The sequence below is a fragment of the Corallococcus sp. EGB genome, from assembly GCF_019968905.1.
Classification (GTDB): domain Bacteria; phylum Myxococcota; class Myxococcia; order Myxococcales; family Myxococcaceae; genus Corallococcus.
Genome location: NZ_CP079946.1, coordinates 7,834,385 through 7,850,792 on the forward strand (window position 1 = coordinate 7,834,385; position 16,408 = coordinate 7,850,792).

Annotated in this window: 13 protein-coding genes; 5 read left to right on the forward strand and 8 right to left on the reverse strand. The window is 70.8% G+C overall.

The window, feature by feature from the left end; genetic code table 11:
- Positions 1-12 precede the first annotated feature (12 nt).
- On the forward strand, positions 13-339 hold the full coding sequence (locus KYK13_RS31785; RefSeq protein WP_223637437.1) for an ATP-dependent Clp protease adaptor ClpS: 327 nt from the start codon (positions 13-15) through the stop codon (positions 337-339).
- Positions 340-342: 3 nt separating this feature from the next.
- Positions 343-2,625, forward strand: coding sequence for an ATP-dependent Clp protease ATP-binding subunit ClpA (gene clpA / locus KYK13_RS31790; RefSeq protein WP_223637438.1), 2,283 nt, complete (start codon positions 343-345; stop codon positions 2,623-2,625).
- Between the two features lie 68 nt (positions 2,626-2,693).
- Here clpA and KYK13_RS31795 read toward each other — a convergent pair whose 3' ends face one another.
- The 8 genes from KYK13_RS31795 to fabI all read right to left on the reverse strand — a co-directional run bounded on the left by KYK13_RS31795 (position 2,694) and on the right by fabI (position 11,637).
- Positions 2,694-4,310, reverse strand: a complete 1,617-nt coding sequence (locus KYK13_RS31795) for a methyl-accepting chemotaxis protein (RefSeq protein WP_223637439.1) — start codon at positions 4,308-4,310, stop codon at positions 2,694-2,696.
- 97 nt (positions 4,311-4,407) lie between these two features.
- Entirely contained in the window at positions 4,408-5,475 is a 1,068-nt protein-coding gene (locus KYK13_RS31800; RefSeq protein ID WP_223637441.1) for a chemotaxis protein CheB, read from the reverse strand.
- The gene (locus tag KYK13_RS31805) at positions 5,472-7,640 is read right to left on the reverse strand and encodes a response regulator (protein WP_223637443.1); all 2,169 of its coding nucleotides are present in this window, start codon (positions 7,638-7,640) and stop codon (positions 5,472-5,474) included. The genes KYK13_RS31800 and KYK13_RS31805 overlap by 4 nt, the downstream gene beginning before the upstream one ends.
- Complete coding sequence (locus KYK13_RS31810; protein WP_223637446.1) at positions 7,630-8,169, reverse strand: chemotaxis protein CheW; 540 nt, start codon at positions 8,167-8,169, stop codon at positions 7,630-7,632. Before KYK13_RS31810 ends, KYK13_RS31805 begins: the two co-directional genes overlap by 11 nt.
- Positions 8,166-9,398, reverse strand: a complete 1,233-nt coding sequence (locus KYK13_RS31815) for a protein-glutamate O-methyltransferase CheR (RefSeq protein ID WP_223637450.1) — start codon at positions 9,396-9,398, stop codon at positions 8,166-8,168. The genes KYK13_RS31810 and KYK13_RS31815 overlap by 4 nt, the downstream gene beginning before the upstream one ends.
- Positions 9,395-10,261 carry a response regulator gene (locus KYK13_RS31820; protein WP_223637453.1) on the reverse strand — a complete coding sequence of 289 codons (867 nt, stop codon included), beginning with the start codon at positions 10,259-10,261 and terminating at the stop codon, positions 9,395-9,397. The genes KYK13_RS31815 and KYK13_RS31820 overlap by 4 nt, the downstream gene beginning before the upstream one ends.
- A gap of 5 nt (positions 10,262-10,266) precedes the next feature.
- Entirely contained in the window at positions 10,267-10,644 is a 378-nt protein-coding gene (locus tag KYK13_RS31825) for a response regulator (RefSeq protein WP_223637456.1), read from the reverse strand.
- Positions 10,645-10,806: 162 nt separating this feature from the next.
- Positions 10,807-11,637, reverse strand: coding sequence for an enoyl-ACP reductase FabI (fabI, locus tag KYK13_RS31830; protein WP_223637459.1), 831 nt, complete (start codon positions 11,635-11,637; stop codon positions 10,807-10,809).
- Positions 11,638-11,948: 311 nt separating this feature from the next.
- Here fabI and KYK13_RS31835 point away from each other — a divergent pair, with 311 nt between their 5' ends.
- From KYK13_RS31835 to KYK13_RS31845, 3 genes are all read left to right on the forward strand, one after another.
- Positions 11,949-14,840, forward strand: coding sequence for a 2-oxoglutarate dehydrogenase E1 component (locus tag KYK13_RS31835; protein ID WP_223637461.1), 2,892 nt, complete (start codon positions 11,949-11,951; stop codon positions 14,838-14,840).
- Positions 14,830-16,035, forward strand: coding sequence for a 2-oxoglutarate dehydrogenase complex dihydrolipoyllysine-residue succinyltransferase (gene odhB, locus KYK13_RS31840; protein WP_223637463.1), 1,206 nt, complete (start codon positions 14,830-14,832; stop codon positions 16,033-16,035). The genes KYK13_RS31835 and odhB overlap by 11 nt, the downstream gene beginning before the upstream one ends.
- A gap of 160 nt (positions 16,036-16,195) precedes the next feature.
- The gene (locus KYK13_RS31845; RefSeq protein ID WP_014397260.1) at positions 16,196-16,399 is read left to right on the forward strand and encodes a cold-shock protein; all 204 of its coding nucleotides are present in this window, start codon (positions 16,196-16,198) and stop codon (positions 16,397-16,399) included.
- Positions 16,400-16,408: the final 9 nt, after the last annotated feature.

Consider the following 16,408-nt stretch of genomic DNA (forward strand, 5'->3'; position numbering starts at 1 on the left):
GTCCGCAAGCCCATGGCTCAGAAGCACCCACACGATGACGGCCAGGTCGTTACGGAGACCGTCCCCAAGCAGAAGCTGAAGAGGCCGACGCTCTACAAGGTCCTCCTGCACAACGACAACTACACCACGCGCGAGTTCGTCGTGGCCGTGCTCAAGGAGATCTTCCACAAGTCGGAGACGGATGCCGTGCAGATCATGATGCACGTTCATTACAACGGCATCGGAGTGGCGGGCGTTTATACCTACGACGTCGCCGAGACGAAGCTCAAGACAGTGGAGGCCGCGGCGCGGGACAACGGGTTCCCCCTGCGGCTGTCCATGGAACCCGAGGAAGGCTGAACCGTGGCAGGACCATCGATTGCCAAAGAATTGCAGGCCAGCTTCCGCACCGCGCTCGACGAGGCGCGGAAGATGCGTCACGAGTACCTGACCCTGGAGCACCTGCTCCTGGCCCTCACCCGTGAGTCGCGCACCCGCGAGGTGCTCAAGGGCTGCGGCGCGAACGTCAAGCGCCTGCAGGAGAACCTGGTCTCCTTCCTGGAGGAGACGGTCGAGCGCCTGCCCGACGACGTGGACGCCGAGCCGCAGCAAACCATCGGCGTGGAGCGCGTGCTCCACCGCGCCGCCATGCACGCCCTGTCCGCGGAGCAGAAGTACATCGACGGCGGCGACGTGCTGGTCGCCCTGTTCCGTGAAGAGGAGAGCCACGCGCTCTACCTGCTACAGCAGGAGGGCGTCACCCGCCTGGACCTGCTCAACTTCATCTCCCACGGCATCAGCAAGGACGGCGAGTCCGAGGGCGAGGCGCGCGCCACGCCCGCCGGGGACGACGAGGACGGCGAGACGCAGAAGAAGAGCCCGCTGGAGGCCTACGCCGTCCAGCTCAACAACGAGGCCAAGGCGGGCCGCATCGACCCGCTCATCGGGCGCGACAAGGAGCTGGAGCGCACCATCCAGGTGCTCAGCCGCCGCCGCAAGAACAACCCGCTCTACGTGGGCGAGGCCGGCGTGGGCAAGACGGCCATCGCGGAAGGCCTGGCGCTCCACATCCACGAGGGCCGCGTGCCGGAGGCGCTGAAGAACGCGGTCGTCTACTCGCTGGACATGGGCGCGCTGCTCGCGGGCACCAAGTTCCGCGGCCAGTTCGAGGAGCGCCTCAAGGGCGTGCTCAAGGCGCTCCAGGAGCTGCCGGACGCCATCCTCTTCATCGACGAGATCCACACCATCGTCGGCGCGGGGGCCACGAGCGGCGGGTCCATGGACGCGTCCAACCTGCTCAAGCCCGCGCTGGCGTCTGGGCGGCTGCGCTGCATCGGCTCCACGACGTTCCAGGAGTTCAAGGCGTCCTTCGAGCGCGACCGCGCGCTGTCCCGCCGCTTCCAGAAGATTGAAGTGGACGAGCCCAGCGTGGAGGATACCGTCAAGGTGCTGGAGGGCCTGCGCAGCCGCTACGAGGAGCACCACCACGTGAAGTACGGCGAGGGTGCGCTCCAGGCGGCGGCGGAGCTGGCGGCCAAGCACATCAACGACCGCTTCCTGCCGGACAAGGCCATCGACGTCATCGACGAGGCCGGCGCCGCGGAGCGGCTCAAGCCGGAGGGTGTGCGCACGGGCGTCGTCTCCGCGCACGACGTGGAGCAGGTCGTCTCCAAGATGGCCAGGATTCCGGCCAAGAGCGTGTCCGCGAGCGAGGGCGTCCAGATCCAGAACCTGGACAAGGAGCTCAAGGGCGTCATCTACGGGCAGGACAAGGCCATTGAGGAGATGGTCAGCGCCATCAAGCTGTCGCGCTCCGGCCTGCGCGCGCCGGAGAAGCCCATTGGCAGCTTCCTCTTCTCCGGCCCCACGGGCGTGGGCAAGACGGAGCTGGCGAAGCAGCTGGCGCAGAGCCTGGGCGTGGAGTTCCTGCGCTTCGACATGAGCGAGTACTCGGAGAAGCACACGGTGAGCCGGCTCATCGGCGCGCCTCCGGGCTACGTGGGCTTCGACCAGGGCGGCCTGCTCACGGACGCCGTGCGCAAGCATCCGTACGCGGTGCTGGTGCTGGATGAGATTGAGAAGGCCCACCCGGACCTCTTCAACATCCTGCTCCAGGTGATGGACCACGCGACGCTCACGGACAACAACGGCCGCAAGGCGGACTTCCGCAACATCATCCTCATCCTGACCACCAACGCGGGTGCGCACGAGATGAGCACCAAGGCCATGGGCTTCGGTGACCCCGCCGTGGTGGTGGACGGCTCGCGGGCGAAGAAGGCCATCGAGCGCACCTTCACGCCGGAGTTCCGCAACCGGCTGGACGGGTGGATCCTCTTCTCCGGCCTGCCCCCCGAGGTCATCCTCAAGGTCGTGGACAAGGAAGTGCGCCTGCTCCAGAAGGTGCTCGACGAGAAGAAGGTCAAGCTGGAGCTCACGCCCGCCGCCCGCGCGTGGCTGGCCGAGCACGGCTACGACCCGGCCTTCGGCGCGCGCCCCATGGCGCGGCTCGTGGACAACACGCTGAAGAAGCCGCTCGCGGAGGCGCTGCTGTTCGGCTCGCTCAAGAGCGGCGGCGTGGCCCGCTTCGATGTCGTGGACGACGCGGTGAAGCTCCAGGCGGAAGCCACCGAGGCCGTGCCCGCGTAGGCACGACGGCGGTTTGAAGCACCCGAGGCCCCGGGCCCCCTTCACGGGGACTCGGGGCCTTCGTGTTCCTACTCCTTCGCCTCGACCTTGTAGGCGCCCACGGCGTTGGAGAGCTGCTCGGAGATGATCTGCAGCGTGGTGGCCGCCTCACCGGTGGACCCGATGCGGGCCACGGTGTCGTCCATCATCTTGGACAAATCATTCACCGCCAGGGTGATTTGGTTGATGCCCACGTTCTGCTGATTCACCGCGGCGGCAATCTGCCGGACGGCGGCGGCGTTGTCCTGGACGATGGAGGACAGCTCGCGCAGGTTGTGCCCGCTGTCCCGCACCTGCGCCAGCCCCGCCTCCATCCGCTCCGCGCCGCGCTCCGTGATGCGCACCGCGGAGGTGACGGAGTTGGCGATGTCGTCCAGCAGCTCCCGCACCCGCGTGGTCGCCTGGATGGACTGGTCCGCCAGGGCGCGGATTTCACGCGCCACCACGCTGAAGCCCTTGCCGTGCTCGCCGGAGCGCACCGCTTCGATGGCCGCGTTGAGCGCGAGCATGTTGGACTGGTCCGCCAGGTCCTTCACCGTCTGGGTGATGCCGCCAATCTGGCGGGTGCGCTCGCCCAGCTCGAGGATCTTCTCCGCGATCTCCCCCACCTGCGCGCGGATGTCGTTGAGGCCCGCCATGGTCTGCGCGATGGAGGCCTCGCCCGCCTTGGCCAGGGTGTCCGCGCGCTCGGCGACGCTGAGCACGCTCTCCGCCTTCTGCGCGGCCAGCGTGGACGTCTGCTTGATCTCCTGCGCCGTCACCTGCGTCTCCTGCAGCGCGGCGGCCTGGCGGGAGATGGTCTGCGCCTGCTCCGTGGAGGACGCGTTGAGGTGGTCCGTGGACTGGGTGAGCGCGGTGGCGGCGTGCTGGAGGTTGACCGTCACCTCGCGCAGCTTGCCCACCATCTGGGAGAAGGAGTTGGACAGCCGCCCCACCTCGTCGTTGCCGCGCGCCTGGATGGGGCGGGTGAGGTCCCCGGACGCGACGATGTGGGCCGTCACGGACGTGAGCTCCGCCAGCGGCCGCACGATGCTCCGGCCGAACAGCGCCGCCAGCACCACGCCGCCCACCTCCAGGACGAAGGCGAACAGCAGCATGTTCCAGCGCAGGGCGTTCACCTTCGCGTCGATGAACTCGCGCGCCATGCCCACGTGCACGGTGCCCAACCGGCCCTGCTCCGCCACGGCCGCGGCCACGTCCAGGGCGCGCAGCGTCCGGCCGCCGCGCTGGATGCGCACCTCCGGCACCACGCGCGTGCGCCCCTTGCCCACGCCCGGCTGCGCCTCGAGCGCGGCCTTCAGGGCCTCCGGGAAGCCCCCCTGGAACGAGTGCACCAGCACGAAGCCGGTGGGGTCCTGGATGAAGATGTAGGCCAGGTCCTCGCGCTCGCGGAACGTCTCCAGCAGCGGCTGCAGCGACCCCATGCCCGCGGACACGCCCTGCTCCGCCGCGATGGCCAGGCTCAGCGCCACGGCCTCGCCCTCGCTGGCGTGGCGCGCCTCCAGGTTGGACTCCAGCTGGCGGGTGGCGATGAGGGTGAGCAGCAGCGCCACGGAGGCGCTGATGACCGCCGTGACGAGCACGAACTTCTGTGCGAGCCCGAGCCCGCGCAGGAAGGAGACGGGGAGCGCGGAGGAGGGCTTCAAGGGAACACTCCCGGGGTGGCGTCCTCGGGTGGCGGACCGTCAGCCACCCGGCGCCAGGGACAGCGCGGACATCCGCGGTTTGTTGGAGGAACGCGGCTCACCGGACCCCTCCCTCCGGGCCGCGGGCAGGACGGAACGACGGACGCTGACAGCTCTGCAGGATGAGCTCCGCCACCAGCGCCAGCGGCGTGCCCCCGTCCGTGGCCTTCAGCTCCACGGCGGCGCGCGGCATGCCGTAGACGACGCTGGACGCCTCGTCCTGCGCCAGGGTGACGCCCCCGGCCTGGCGGATGGCCAGCAGGCCCCGCGCGCCGTCCTCGCCCATGCCGGTGAGCACGCCACCGCCGCTGCGCCGGCCGTAGGCCATGGCCAGCGAGCTCAAGAGCACGTCGCCGTTGGGGCACGGCCCGCCATGGCTGCGCTGCAGGCGCGCCAGGCCCACGCTGTCCACCAGCAGGTCGTGGCCGTCCAGCGGGAAGTACACGCGGCCCGGCTCCAGCCGCTCGCCATCGCGCGCCACGCCCACCTGGAGCTCGCACACCTGGGACAGCCAGCGCACCATCCCCTGCGTGAAGCCCACGGTGATGTGCTGCGCGACGAGCATGGGCACCGGCAGGTCGCGGGGCAGCTTGGACAGCACCTCCGCCAGCGCGGGAGGCCCGCCCGTGGAGGCGACGAGGCCGAACACGTCCACCCGCGCCCCGCTGGGCACGGGCGGCGGCGCCACGGCGCGCGGACGGCGGGAGATGACGGGCACCTCCGCCATCAGGCACACGGAGTGGGCCAGCTCCCGGCCCCAGCGGCGCAGCTCCTCCGCGTTGGTGACGTTGGGCTTGCCGATGAGCTCCAGCGCCCCGGCGCTCATCGCCTGGAAGCCCAGGTCCACGCCGCGCTGCTCCGCCACCGCGCTCACCACCAGGATGCGCGCGGGCGCCTGGGACATGATGTGCGCGATGGCCGCCGGCCCGTCCAGGCCGGGCAGGAGCAGGTCCATGGTGATGACGTCCGGGCGCAGCAGGCGCGCCAGCTGCACGGCGCGGTTGCCATCCCCCGCGCGGCCCACGACTTCGATGCGCGGCTCCTCCGTGAGCAGCGCGGTGAGGGTGTTGGCCATGGTGGGCGAGTCATCCACCACGAGCACGCGGATGGACCTCTTCGTGCTCACGCGCGGCTCCCCCGGCGGCTCATCACGTCCAGCACCTCCGCGAGCAGGCGGCCCGCGGCGCACTCGCGCTTGCTGAGGAAGCCGTCCGCCCCGGAGGCGAGGCCCCGCTCGCGCGCCACGGCCGTGTCGTGCGCGGAGACGAGGATGACAGGCAGCGTGCGCGTGTCCTTGCGCTCGCGCAGCCGGGCGATGAGCTCGATGCCGTCCATCTCTTCCATGTCCAGGTCGCAGATGACGACGTCGTAGGTGTCCACCTGCAGCCGCTCCAGCGCCCGCGCGCCGCTGGCCGCCAGGTGCACCTGGAAGCCGCCGGCCTCCAGCATCGCCCGGTGCAGCGCGCGCGCGGTGAGCGAGTCATCCACCACCAGCGCCCGCCGGCTCGCCGCGGACACCGTCACCTTCTCCGAATCCGACACCACCCAGTCCGGCCGGAGGATGAGCAGCAGCTCTCCCCGGCTGAGCGTCGCCGCGCCCTGCCAGGCCGCCACGTCGCGCACCTCCGACGGCAGCGGGCGGATGACCAGGTCCCGGTCCCCCACCACCGCGTCCACGCCCAGCGCCACGCGCTTGCCGCCGCTCTGCACGATGAGCAGCGGCTGGCCCTCCGCGGGCGGAGACGACGCGCGCAGGCCCAGCCGCGCGCCCAGGTCCACCACCGGCAACAGCTGCCCCTGGTATTCCAGGTGCGTGCGGCGCTTTCCCACGCGCAGCATGTCCGGGCGCGCCAGCTGCGTGGACTCCACCGCCAGCATGGGCAGGCCCACGAACTGCTCCAGCGCGCGCACCATCAAGAGCGGCGAGCTGCCCAGGTCCACCGGCAGCGTCAGCACGAAGCGCGTGCCCTGCCCGCGCGTGCTCGACACCTCGATGCGGCCCTGCAGGGACTCCACCGTGGCGCGCACCGCGTCCAGGCCCACGCCGCGCCCGGAGGTGTCCGTCACGTCGGAGCGGGTGCTGAAGCCCTCGCGGAAGATGAGCTCGCGCACCTGGTTGTCGTTGAGCCGCGCGGACTCCTCCGCGGTGATGAGCCCGCGCTTCTCCGCGGACTTGCGCACCTGGAGCAGGTCGATGCCGCGCCCGTCGTCGCTCGCCTCCAGGTACAGCAGGTTGCCCTGCTGCTCCACGCGCAGCGTGAGCGCGCCCTCGTGGTGCTTGCCGGCCTTCTCGCGCTCGGCGGGCATCTCCAGGCCGTGGTCCACGGCGTTGCGCAGGATGTGCACGAGCGCGCCCTGGAGCTTCTCCAGCAGGCGCCGGTCCAGCGACACCTCCGCGCCCACCACGGACAGCCGCGCCTCCTTGCCCAGCTGGCGCGACAGGTCGCGCACCATGCGCTGCAGCGGGTCCAGGATGGTGCGCGTGGGCCGCGTGGTGATGGCCTTGAGGCCCTCCTCCAGCGCGTCCACGATGTCGCTCGTCTCCTCGCCGTCGGTGCGCAGCGAGCGGCCCGTGCCGGACAAGAGCGTGCGCGCCTCCGCCGTCTCCGCCAGGAGGCCCTGCTTCGCGAGCAGCGCGGACACCCGCTCCAGCTCCCGGCTGCGCTCCTCCACCCGCAGGCGAACCTCGCGCAGGCGCTCCACCTCGCGCATCAGCGACGTCACCTGGGCGGCGCTCACCCGCCAGCCGGCGTCGGAGGACTCCGCCGCAGGGTCCGGCAGGGCCTGCGCTTCGGACGGGGCACCGGCGGCGGCGGGCGGCGGGGTGGCCGCGGCGGGCGGCACCTGCGCGAAGGCGCCCCCCGGCAGCGCGGCGGCCTCCTCCGGCGGCGGCGCGGCGGCGACCAGCTGGGCCAGCGCGGCGGCGGGGTCCGGCAGGTGGTCCCCGCGCCCGTCCGCGTGCGCCTGCGCGCGCAGCATGAAGAGGTCCAGCCCGTGCAGCAGCACGTCCACCACCGCGCGCGGCATCTTCTGCGTGTGCGCCTTGAGCGGCGCCAGCGCGTCCTCCAGCTTGTGGGCGATGTCGCCCAGGTCCTGGAGCCCCAGCGACGAGGCGCTGCCCTTCAGCGTGTGCAGGTGCCGGCCCAGCCGCGTGTAGATTCTGGCGAGGGCGTCGTTCTCCAGCCCCTCGCGCTCCAGCTCCAGCAGGTCCATGGTGACCTTCTGGATGACCTCCTGGGCCTCCACGGCGAAGCCCGCCACCAGCGGCTGCAGCATCGGATCAACGGGCATGGCGCACTCCCCCGTCGGTCCGGCCGAACAGGCGCTTCGGGTCGATGAGGTGGATGAGCTGGCGGTCGTGGGTGAACACCTCCACCACCGGCCCCTCCGCCCGGGCGCGCGCGGCCTCCACGGACGCGAGCGGCAGCGTGGTGGGGCGCGGAATCGCCTCGCAGTCGAGCGCGCACAGCTCGCCGTCGCCCCGGTCCACCACCAGCAGCACCGCCGGGTCCTGCCGCCACCCGTGGCCGCCCAGGAGCGACGCCAGGCTCAGCGCGGACAGCACCTGGCCCTGGAAGCGCAGCACGCCAATCACGGCGGGCGCGGACAGCGGCACCGGCGTCACCATGCGCAGGGGCAGCGCGGCGCGCAGCGACTCCAGGGGCAGCGCGTAGCGCTCCTCGCCCAGCGGGAACTCGGCGATCCAATGGACCGCCTCCTCCACCGTCGACTCGCCCTGCTCGCGCAGGCGCGCGGCCCGGCGCGCGAGCAGCTCCCGCGTCTCCGTCTCCAGGGCCTCGTCCACCACCAGCGGCTTCATTCCAGCGCCCCCAGATTCAGGTAGGCGTCAGCGGACGCCAGATAGAAGCGCGCGGGCAGCGCCTCCGGTCCATCCACCAACGCGTCCGGCGGCAGCTGCCCCGCCCGCGTGCGCAGGGCGCGCATCAGCGGGAAGGCCGCGTCCCGGGCCCCGGCGCGCTCGCGCAGGAGCGCCAACTCCAGCAGTCCCGGCAGGTAGTCCGGCGCCTGCTTCACGAGCAGCTCCAGGACCGCCGTGGCCCCGGCCACGTTGCCCTCTTCAATCCGCTCCAGCGCCTGCAGGTGCAGCCGCGCGGGAGAGGGCGGCGGGGCCGGCGGCGGCGTGGGCGAAACCGGCGCGGGCGAGGACAGCCGCCGGGGCGCGGGCGACATCCGGGGCGCGGGCACGGGCGGCGCCACGGGCACCTGCGCGGAGGGGCGCTCCTCCGGGCGGGGCTTGCGGAAGGCCTGCAGCTCCGGGGGCCCCTCGCGCGTGAGCCCCGGCGGCGCGCGGTCCACCTCCACCGTGCCCAGGAACAGGAGTCCCCCCGGCGACAGGGCCCGCGCCAGGTGGACGATGGCCGCGTCGCGCGCGGACGGAGAGAAGTACGTGAGCACGTTGCGGCAGAGGATGAAGTCGAACTGCCCGAAGCGCTCCGGCAGCGGCGCCAGCAGGTTCGCCGGCGCGAAGCGCGCCACCCTGCGGACCTCCGGGAGGATGGACACCTGCCGCCCGTTGAGGAGCTCGTAGGTGGGGTGCAGCGCGGGCGCGGACTCGCGCCGGGACCAGGCGCCGTAGGTGCCGCGCCGCGCGGCCTCCAGGCTGGCCTCGTGCAGGTCCGAGCCCAACACCTCCACCGGCATCCCCGGGGGCGAGCACGCCAGCAGACACGCGGCCAGCGAATAGGCCTCCTCGCCGGTGGCGCACCCGGCGCTCCAGCCGCGCAGGTGCGTGGCGCCGTGGCGCAGCGCGGCCGGGATGCCCTCCTGCGCGATGTAGCGGAAGTGCTCCGGCTGGCGGAAGAAGTACGTCTCCCCCACCAGGACCGCGCGCACCAGCGTGTAGGCCAGGGGCGAGCCCAGCTGCTGCAGCTCGCTCAGGACCTCCGTGGGCACGCGCCCCCGGGCCAGCTCCGCGCGCAGCACGCGCTCCACCGCCTCGTGGGCGATGGCGTCGTCGCGGAAGCCGGTGGTGTCCGCCACCACCTCCCGGGCACGGGCCAGAAGCCTCGGGTCGAGCCCCGCACTCATGCGCTCCGCTCTTCCTCCACCGGCGCGAGCAGCGCGGGCAGGTCACGCAGGAGCCCCCGCGAGATGAACACCTTCGGATCCAGGATGGGCAGCACGCGGCTGCCGGTGCGCAGCATGCCCACGAGCCCTTCCTGCAACAGCCCGTGCTCGGCGCCGCCCACCTTCTCCCGCCGGTCGATGTCGCTCGCCTGGAACTCCTCCGGGTCCTTCACCGTGTCCACGGTGAGCGCCAGCGACACGCCCTCCACCTCGATGACCACCAGCATCCGCTCCGCGATGGCCACCTTGTGCTGGACGCCCAGCCGCAGCGCCACGTCCAGCACGCACACCGCCTGGCCGCGCAACTCCACGTACTCGCGCAGGTAGGACGGTCCGGTGGGCAGGGGCCGCGTCAGGGGCTGGAGCAGGACCTCCTTCACGGAGTCCAGCGGCACGGCGAACTCGCGCTCGCCCACGGACAGCCGCAGCACCAGCAGGGCCCCGGTCCGCGAGCGCCGGCGCGCGTTCTCCAGCGCCTCGCCCACGCGGGCCAGCAATTCGTCCGCGCGGAAGGGCTTGGCCAGGAACGCCTCCGCGCCCAGCCCCAGGCACGCCTCCGCGCGCTGCTTCTCCGAGGAGATGATGATGACCGGGATGTCCGCCGTGCCCGGGTCCGCCTTCATCCGCTGGAGGACTTCGTCCCCGTCCATCTCCGGCATGGACAGGTCCAGCAGCACCGCCGCCGGATGCAGCCGCCCCACCTTGTCCAGCGCTTCCCGGCCGTTGCTCGCCGTGTGGATGGTGTAGTGGCCGGAGAGGATGGCCCGCTCCAGTGCCAGGATGGCGTCGCTGTCATCCACCAGCAGCAGGGTCGGCAGGCTCACGTTCTTCAGGCCCCGTTCAGGAACTGACGCACCGTCTTGGTCAGCTCGTCGTGCGACACCGGTTTCTGGATGAAGGCGTTGGCCCCCGCCGCCGAGCCGCGCTGGCGCAGGTCCTCGCCCTTCTCCGCCGTCAGCAGGATGACCGGCACCTTCTGCACCTGCGCCTGGGCGCTCGCGCGGACCTCCTTCACGAAGGTGATGCCATCCATGTTCGGCATGTTGATGTCGGCGATCACCACGCTCACCGGCACCAGCCGCAACAGCTGCAACGCGCGCTGCGCGTCCTCCGCCTCGACGATGCTGACCCTGAGGTTCATCAGGTAGATCTTGAGGATGTTGCGGACGGTCGGGCTGTCGTCCACCAGCAAGACGTTGGTGCTCACTGTGCCACGGCTCCTCGCGCAGGCTCCGCGACGTGCGGGAGATGCCTGCGCTGCATGGGGAATCCTACCGTGAGCGCTCCGACGGGCGGAAGCGGGGGGCCCCCGTCCGCCGGGGAGCCTGGCAGGCGAATGTCTGGACTCTCCGAAAAAGGTCGGATGGCCTCAGCCTTCCTTCGGCGCGGGGGTCGCGGGGACCCCTTCTGGCGGTTCCACGGTGTCCACCGGGGGTGCGCCCACCGCGTGGTAGCCGCCGTCCACGTGAATCATCTCGCCCGTGGTGGAGGAGAGCCAGTCCGACAGGAGTGCACAGGCCGTCTTCGCCACGTGGTCATGGCTGTCCTTGTCGCTCCAGCCCAGCGGCGCCTGCTTCCCCCAGTACTGGGCCAGCGCCTTGAAGCCCGGGATGCCCTTGGCCGCCACGGTGGCCAGGGGGCCGGCCGCGAGCGCGTTCACCCGGATGCCCTTGGGGCCCAGGTCGCGCGCCAGGTAGCGCACGGTGGCCTCCATGGCCGCCTTGCACACCCCCATCCAGTCGTAGATGGGCCACGCCTGCCGGTTGTCGAAGTCCAGCGCCACGATGGAGCCGCCCTGGGTCATCAGCGGCGCGCACGCCACCGCCAGCTCCTTCACGGAGAAGGCGGAGATGCGGAACGCGGTCTGCGCGCTCTCCCACGGCGTGTTGAGGAAGTTGCCGCCCAGCGCGTCCTCCGGCGCGAACGCGATGGCGTGCAGCACGCCGTCCACGCGGCCCCACTTCTGCCGCAGCGCCTCCGTCAGCGCCGGAAAGTGCGCCGGGTTCGTCACGTCCAGCTCCAGCACCTCCGTGCCGGGCTTGAGCCGCTTCGCGCTGCGCTCGGTGAGGGACTTCGCCCGGCCGAACCCGGTGAGGATGACTTCCGCGCCCTGCGCGATCGCGTGCTCCGCGACGCCGAAGGCCAACGACTGCGGGGTGAGCACGCCGGTGATGAGCAGGTTCTTGCCCTGGAGGAGCATGTCGGTACGTTTCTGAAAGAGGTGGGAAAGAGGGGGCGTGTGCTTACCACTCCTGAACGGTCGTTGGGGGCCCCTGGCCCCCGTCCCGTTCGCCCCCGGATGTACGCCTGTTCAGCATGACCAGGGCCCCGGGGCCTTCTTTGAGCCCCGCCGAGCCCGAGGGAATCCGGAATTCAGTGAAGCTGCGCTCACGCGGGGCATGACTCCATCTGCTCCCTTGAGTGAAGCCTGCCAGCCGGGCACGACGCGGTTCAACAAACCTGAGGCGAAAACCCCCCAACGCAGCGCCCATCCAGTAAAAGACCCTCGCCATGGCGAATTTCCAGGACAGTTTCCTCTCGGGTGGAAACATCGACTTCATCGAGGGGCTCTACGCGCGCTTCCTCGAGAATCCGGGCAGCGTGGACGCGAGCTGGCGCGAGGTGTTCGAGCGCAACAACGGCACGGGCCGCCCCATCTTCAACACGAAGTTGCTGGAGGCTCCGACACCCGCCGCACCGGAAGGCAAGGAGGGCAAGGGCAAGGGCAAGGCGAACGGCGCCGCCGCTCCGGCCGCCGCCGCGGCGCCCCAGGCCCCTGCCGCTCCGGCGCAGGACATGGGGCTGCAGTCGAAGGTGGATCAGGCCATCACCGCCTTCCGCCTGCGCGGCCACCTGCGCGCGACGCTGGATCCGCTGGAGCGTCCCCGCCCGCAGCTGGGCCACGTGGCGGACGTGGCGCTGATGGACGAGAACCACTTCTCCGCGAAGGAGATGGAGCAGGCGGTCGAGTGCAACAACGTCTTCCCGCAGCAGCGCGTGCGCCTGTCGGAGCTCGTCACGCGCCTGCGCCGCACGTACTCCAGCCACATCGGCGTGGAGTTCATGCAGATGCTCGACAGCGAGCGTCGCCGCTGGCTCATGCAGCGCATGGAGCACAGCGAGAACCGCACGCAGTTCTCCGTGGAGGAGCAGCGGCACATCCTCACCAAGCTCTCCTACGCGGAGGGCTTCGAGAACTTCCTGCACACGAAGTACGTGGGCGCCAAGCGCTTCAGCCTGGATGGCGGCGAGGCCCTCATCCCCATGCTGGACGCGATGCTGGAGGTCGGCAGCAGCATGGGGCTGAAGGAGCTGGTCATCGGCATGGCCCACCGCGGCCGCCTCAACGTGCTGACCAACATCCTGGGCAAGAAGCCGGATCAGATCTTCAGCGAGTTCGACGGCCCCAAGGACCCCAAGGCGTACCTGGGCCGCGGCGACGTGAAGTACCACATGGGCTTCTCGTCGGACCACGCCACGCGCTCGGGCAAGAACGTGCACCTGTCGCTGGCGTTCAACCCCAGCCACCTGGAGTGCGTGGGCCCCGTGGTGGAGGGCCGCGTGCGCGCCAAGCAGGACCGCGGCGGGGACACCGAGCGCACGCAGGTGATGCCGCTGCTCATCCACGGCGACGCGGCCTTCATCGGCCAGGGCATCACGTCGGAGACGCTCAACTTCTCCGGCCTCAAGGGCTACACCACGGGCGGCACGGTCCACATCGTCATCAACAACCAGGTGGGCTTCACCACCGACCCGTCGGACTCGCGCACCAGCATCTACTCCACCGCCATCGCGCAGATGCTGGACATCCCGGTGTTCCACGTGAACGGGGATGACCCGGAGGCGTGCGTGCACGCGGCGCGGCTGGCGGCCGAGTACCGCCAGACGTTCAAGAGCGACGTGGTCATCGACCTCATCTGCTACCGCCGCTACGGCCACAACGAGGGCGACGACCCGTCCTTCACCCAGCCGGCGATGTACGACCTCATCCGCAAGCACCCGCCGGTGCGCGCGCTCTACGCGAAGGCGCTGGCGGAAGCGGGCCGCATCAGCGCGGAGGACTCGGACGCCATCAAGCAGCGCTGCTTCCAGGACTTCGACGCGGCGCTCACCCGCGCCCGCCAGGAGAGCCAGTTCAAGGAGCCCAACGCGCTGGAGGGCCTGTGGAAGCCCTACAAGGGCGGCCTGCTGAAGAACGCGCCCCAGGTGTCCACGGCGGTGGCCAAGCCCACCCTGCGTGACGCGCTCCAGAAGCTGGCCACGGCGCCGGAGGGCTTCAACGTCCACCGCGACGTGGAGCGCACGGTGCTCAAGAAGCGCCAGGGCATGCTGGAGAGCGAGGAGCTGCAGTGGAGCGAGGGCGAGTCGCTGGCGTACGCGACGCTCCTGTCGGAGGGCTACGGCATCCGCCTGTCCGGCCAGGACAGCGAGCGCGGCACCTTCAGCCACCGCCACGCGGTGCTGCACGACACGCAGACGGGCGAGGAGTACGTGCCCCTGCGCCAGTTCGCTTCCGGCAAGGCGACCTTCAACGTCTACAACAGCCCGCTGTCGGAGATGGGCGTGCTGGGCTTCGACTACGGCTACAGCCTGGACGTGCCGGACGGCCTCACGCTGTGGGAGGCGCAGTTCGGTGACTTCGCCAACGGCGCGCAGATCATCATCGACCAGTTCATCGCCGCGGCGGAGAGCAAGTGGCGGCGGCTGAGCGGCATCACGCTGCTGCTGCCGCACGGCTACGAAGGCCAGGGCCCGGAGCACTCCAGCGCGCGCCTGGAGCGCTTCCTGGACCTGTGCGCCGAGGACAACCTCCAGGTCTGCTACCCCACCACGCCCGCGCAGATCTTCCACCTGCTGCGCCGCCAGGTGCTGCGCCCCGTGCGCAAGCCGCTCATCATCATGTCGCCCAAGAGCCTCCTGCGCCGTCCGGAGGCGACCAGCCGCATGGACGAGCTGGCCACGGGCGCGTTCCAGGAAGTCATCCCGGACGCGAAGGCGGACCCCGCGAAGGTGAAGCGGCTGCTCTTGTGCAGCGGCAAGGTGTACTACGACCTGGCCAAGGCCCGGGACGAGCGCAAGGACGACTCCATCGCCATCGTGCGCGTGGAGCAGCTCTACCCGTTCCCGCAGGACGAGCTGGCGAAGCTGGTGGCGAAGCTGCCGGCGCTCCAGGAGCTGTACTGGGTGCAGGAGGAGCCGCGCAACGCGGGCGGCTGGCACTTCATGTTCCCCCACCTGCACGACCTGCTCTCCGGCCGTTCGCAGCAGCAGACGGTGAAGCTGGGCTACATCGGCCGCGCCGAGGCCGCCAGCCCCGCCACCGGTTTCACGAAGACGCACGACTACGAGCAGCAGCTCATCATCGAAGAAGCCATCCTCCGAGGACCCCAGAATGGCCGTTGAACTGAAAGTCCCCCCGCTCGGCGAATCCATCACCGAGGCCGTCGTCGGCAAGTGGAACAAGAAGCAGGGTGAGTCCGTCGCCGCGGACGAGCCGCTCGTCGTGCTGGAGACCGACAAGGTCACCATCGACGTGCCGGCCCCCGCCGCCGGCAGCATCGCGTCCATCGCCTTCAAGGAGGGCGACAAGGTCCGCGTGGGTGACGTGCTGGGCACCATCGAGGCCGGTGCCGGCGCGGGCGCTCCCGCCGTGGCCGCCGCCACGCCCGCGCCCGCCCAGGCCGCGGCGCCGGTGGCCGCGCCGGCCGCTCCGGTGGCCAGCGACACGCGCATCACCCCCACCGCCAGGAAGATGGCGGAGGAGAACCGGGTGGACGTGGGCCAGCTGAAGGGCTCCGGCGCCGGTGGCCGCATCATGAAGGAGGACGTGCAGGGTCAGCTGAACCGCCCGGCCGCCGCCCCGGCCCCGGCCGCGCCGTCCGGCCCCCGCCCCAACGCCGCGCGCGAGGAGCGCGTGCGCATGACGCCCCTGCGCAAGCGCGTGGCCGAGCGCCTCATCCAGGCGCAGTCCACCGCCGCCATGCTCACCACCTTCAACGAGGTGGACATGGGCGAGGTGATGGCGCTCCGCAAGAAGTACAACGACAAGTTCCAGGCGAAGCACGGGGTGAAGCTCGGGTTCATGAGCTTCTTCATCCGCGCGTCCGTGGAGGCCCTCAAGGCGTTCCCGCAGATCAACGCGGAGATCGACGGCGAGGACGTCATCTTCAAGCACTACTACGACATCGGCGTGGCCGTGAGCGGCAGCCGCGGTCTGGTGGTGCCGGTGGTGCGTGACGCGGACAAGCTGTCGCTCGCGGAGCTGGAGAAGACGGTCGGTGACTACGGCGGCCGTGCGCGCAACGACAAGCTGACGATGGCGGACCTCACGGGTGGCACGTTCACCATCACCAACGGCGGCATCTTCGGCTCCATGCTGTCCACGCCCATCCTGAACCCGCCGCAGACGGGCATCCTGGGCATGCACAACATCGTGGAGCGCCCCGTGGCCCGCGACGGCCAGGTGGTCATCCGGCCCATCATGTACATCGCCCTGACGTACGACCACCGCCTGGTGGACGGCCGTGAGGCGGTGCAGTTCCTCGTGCGCGTGAAGGAGTGCATCGAGGACCCGGAGCGCCTGCTTCTCGACATCTGACGGACACTCCGCGCCTGGAGCGGGGACGCAAGACGGGCAATTCCCGTGGGCCGGCTGGACTTCCAGTCGGCCCTTTCACTACAACTAGAGCCGTCTCCCCGGTCGTCGGGCAGAACGGGTGGCCTTCCCCACGGCTGCCCTGCAAACGCAAGGAAGCGCAATGGCAACTGGTACCGTGAAGTGGTTCAACGACGCGAAGGGCTTCGGCTTCATCACCCAGGACGGCGGCGGCGAGGACGTGTTCTGCCACCACACCGCCATCAACATGGATGGTTTCCGCACCCTGGCCGAGGGCCAGAAGGTGGAGTTCGAAGTCACCAAGGGCCCGAAGGGCCTGCAGGCGCAGAACGTTCGCGCCGCCTGATTCGCGTCC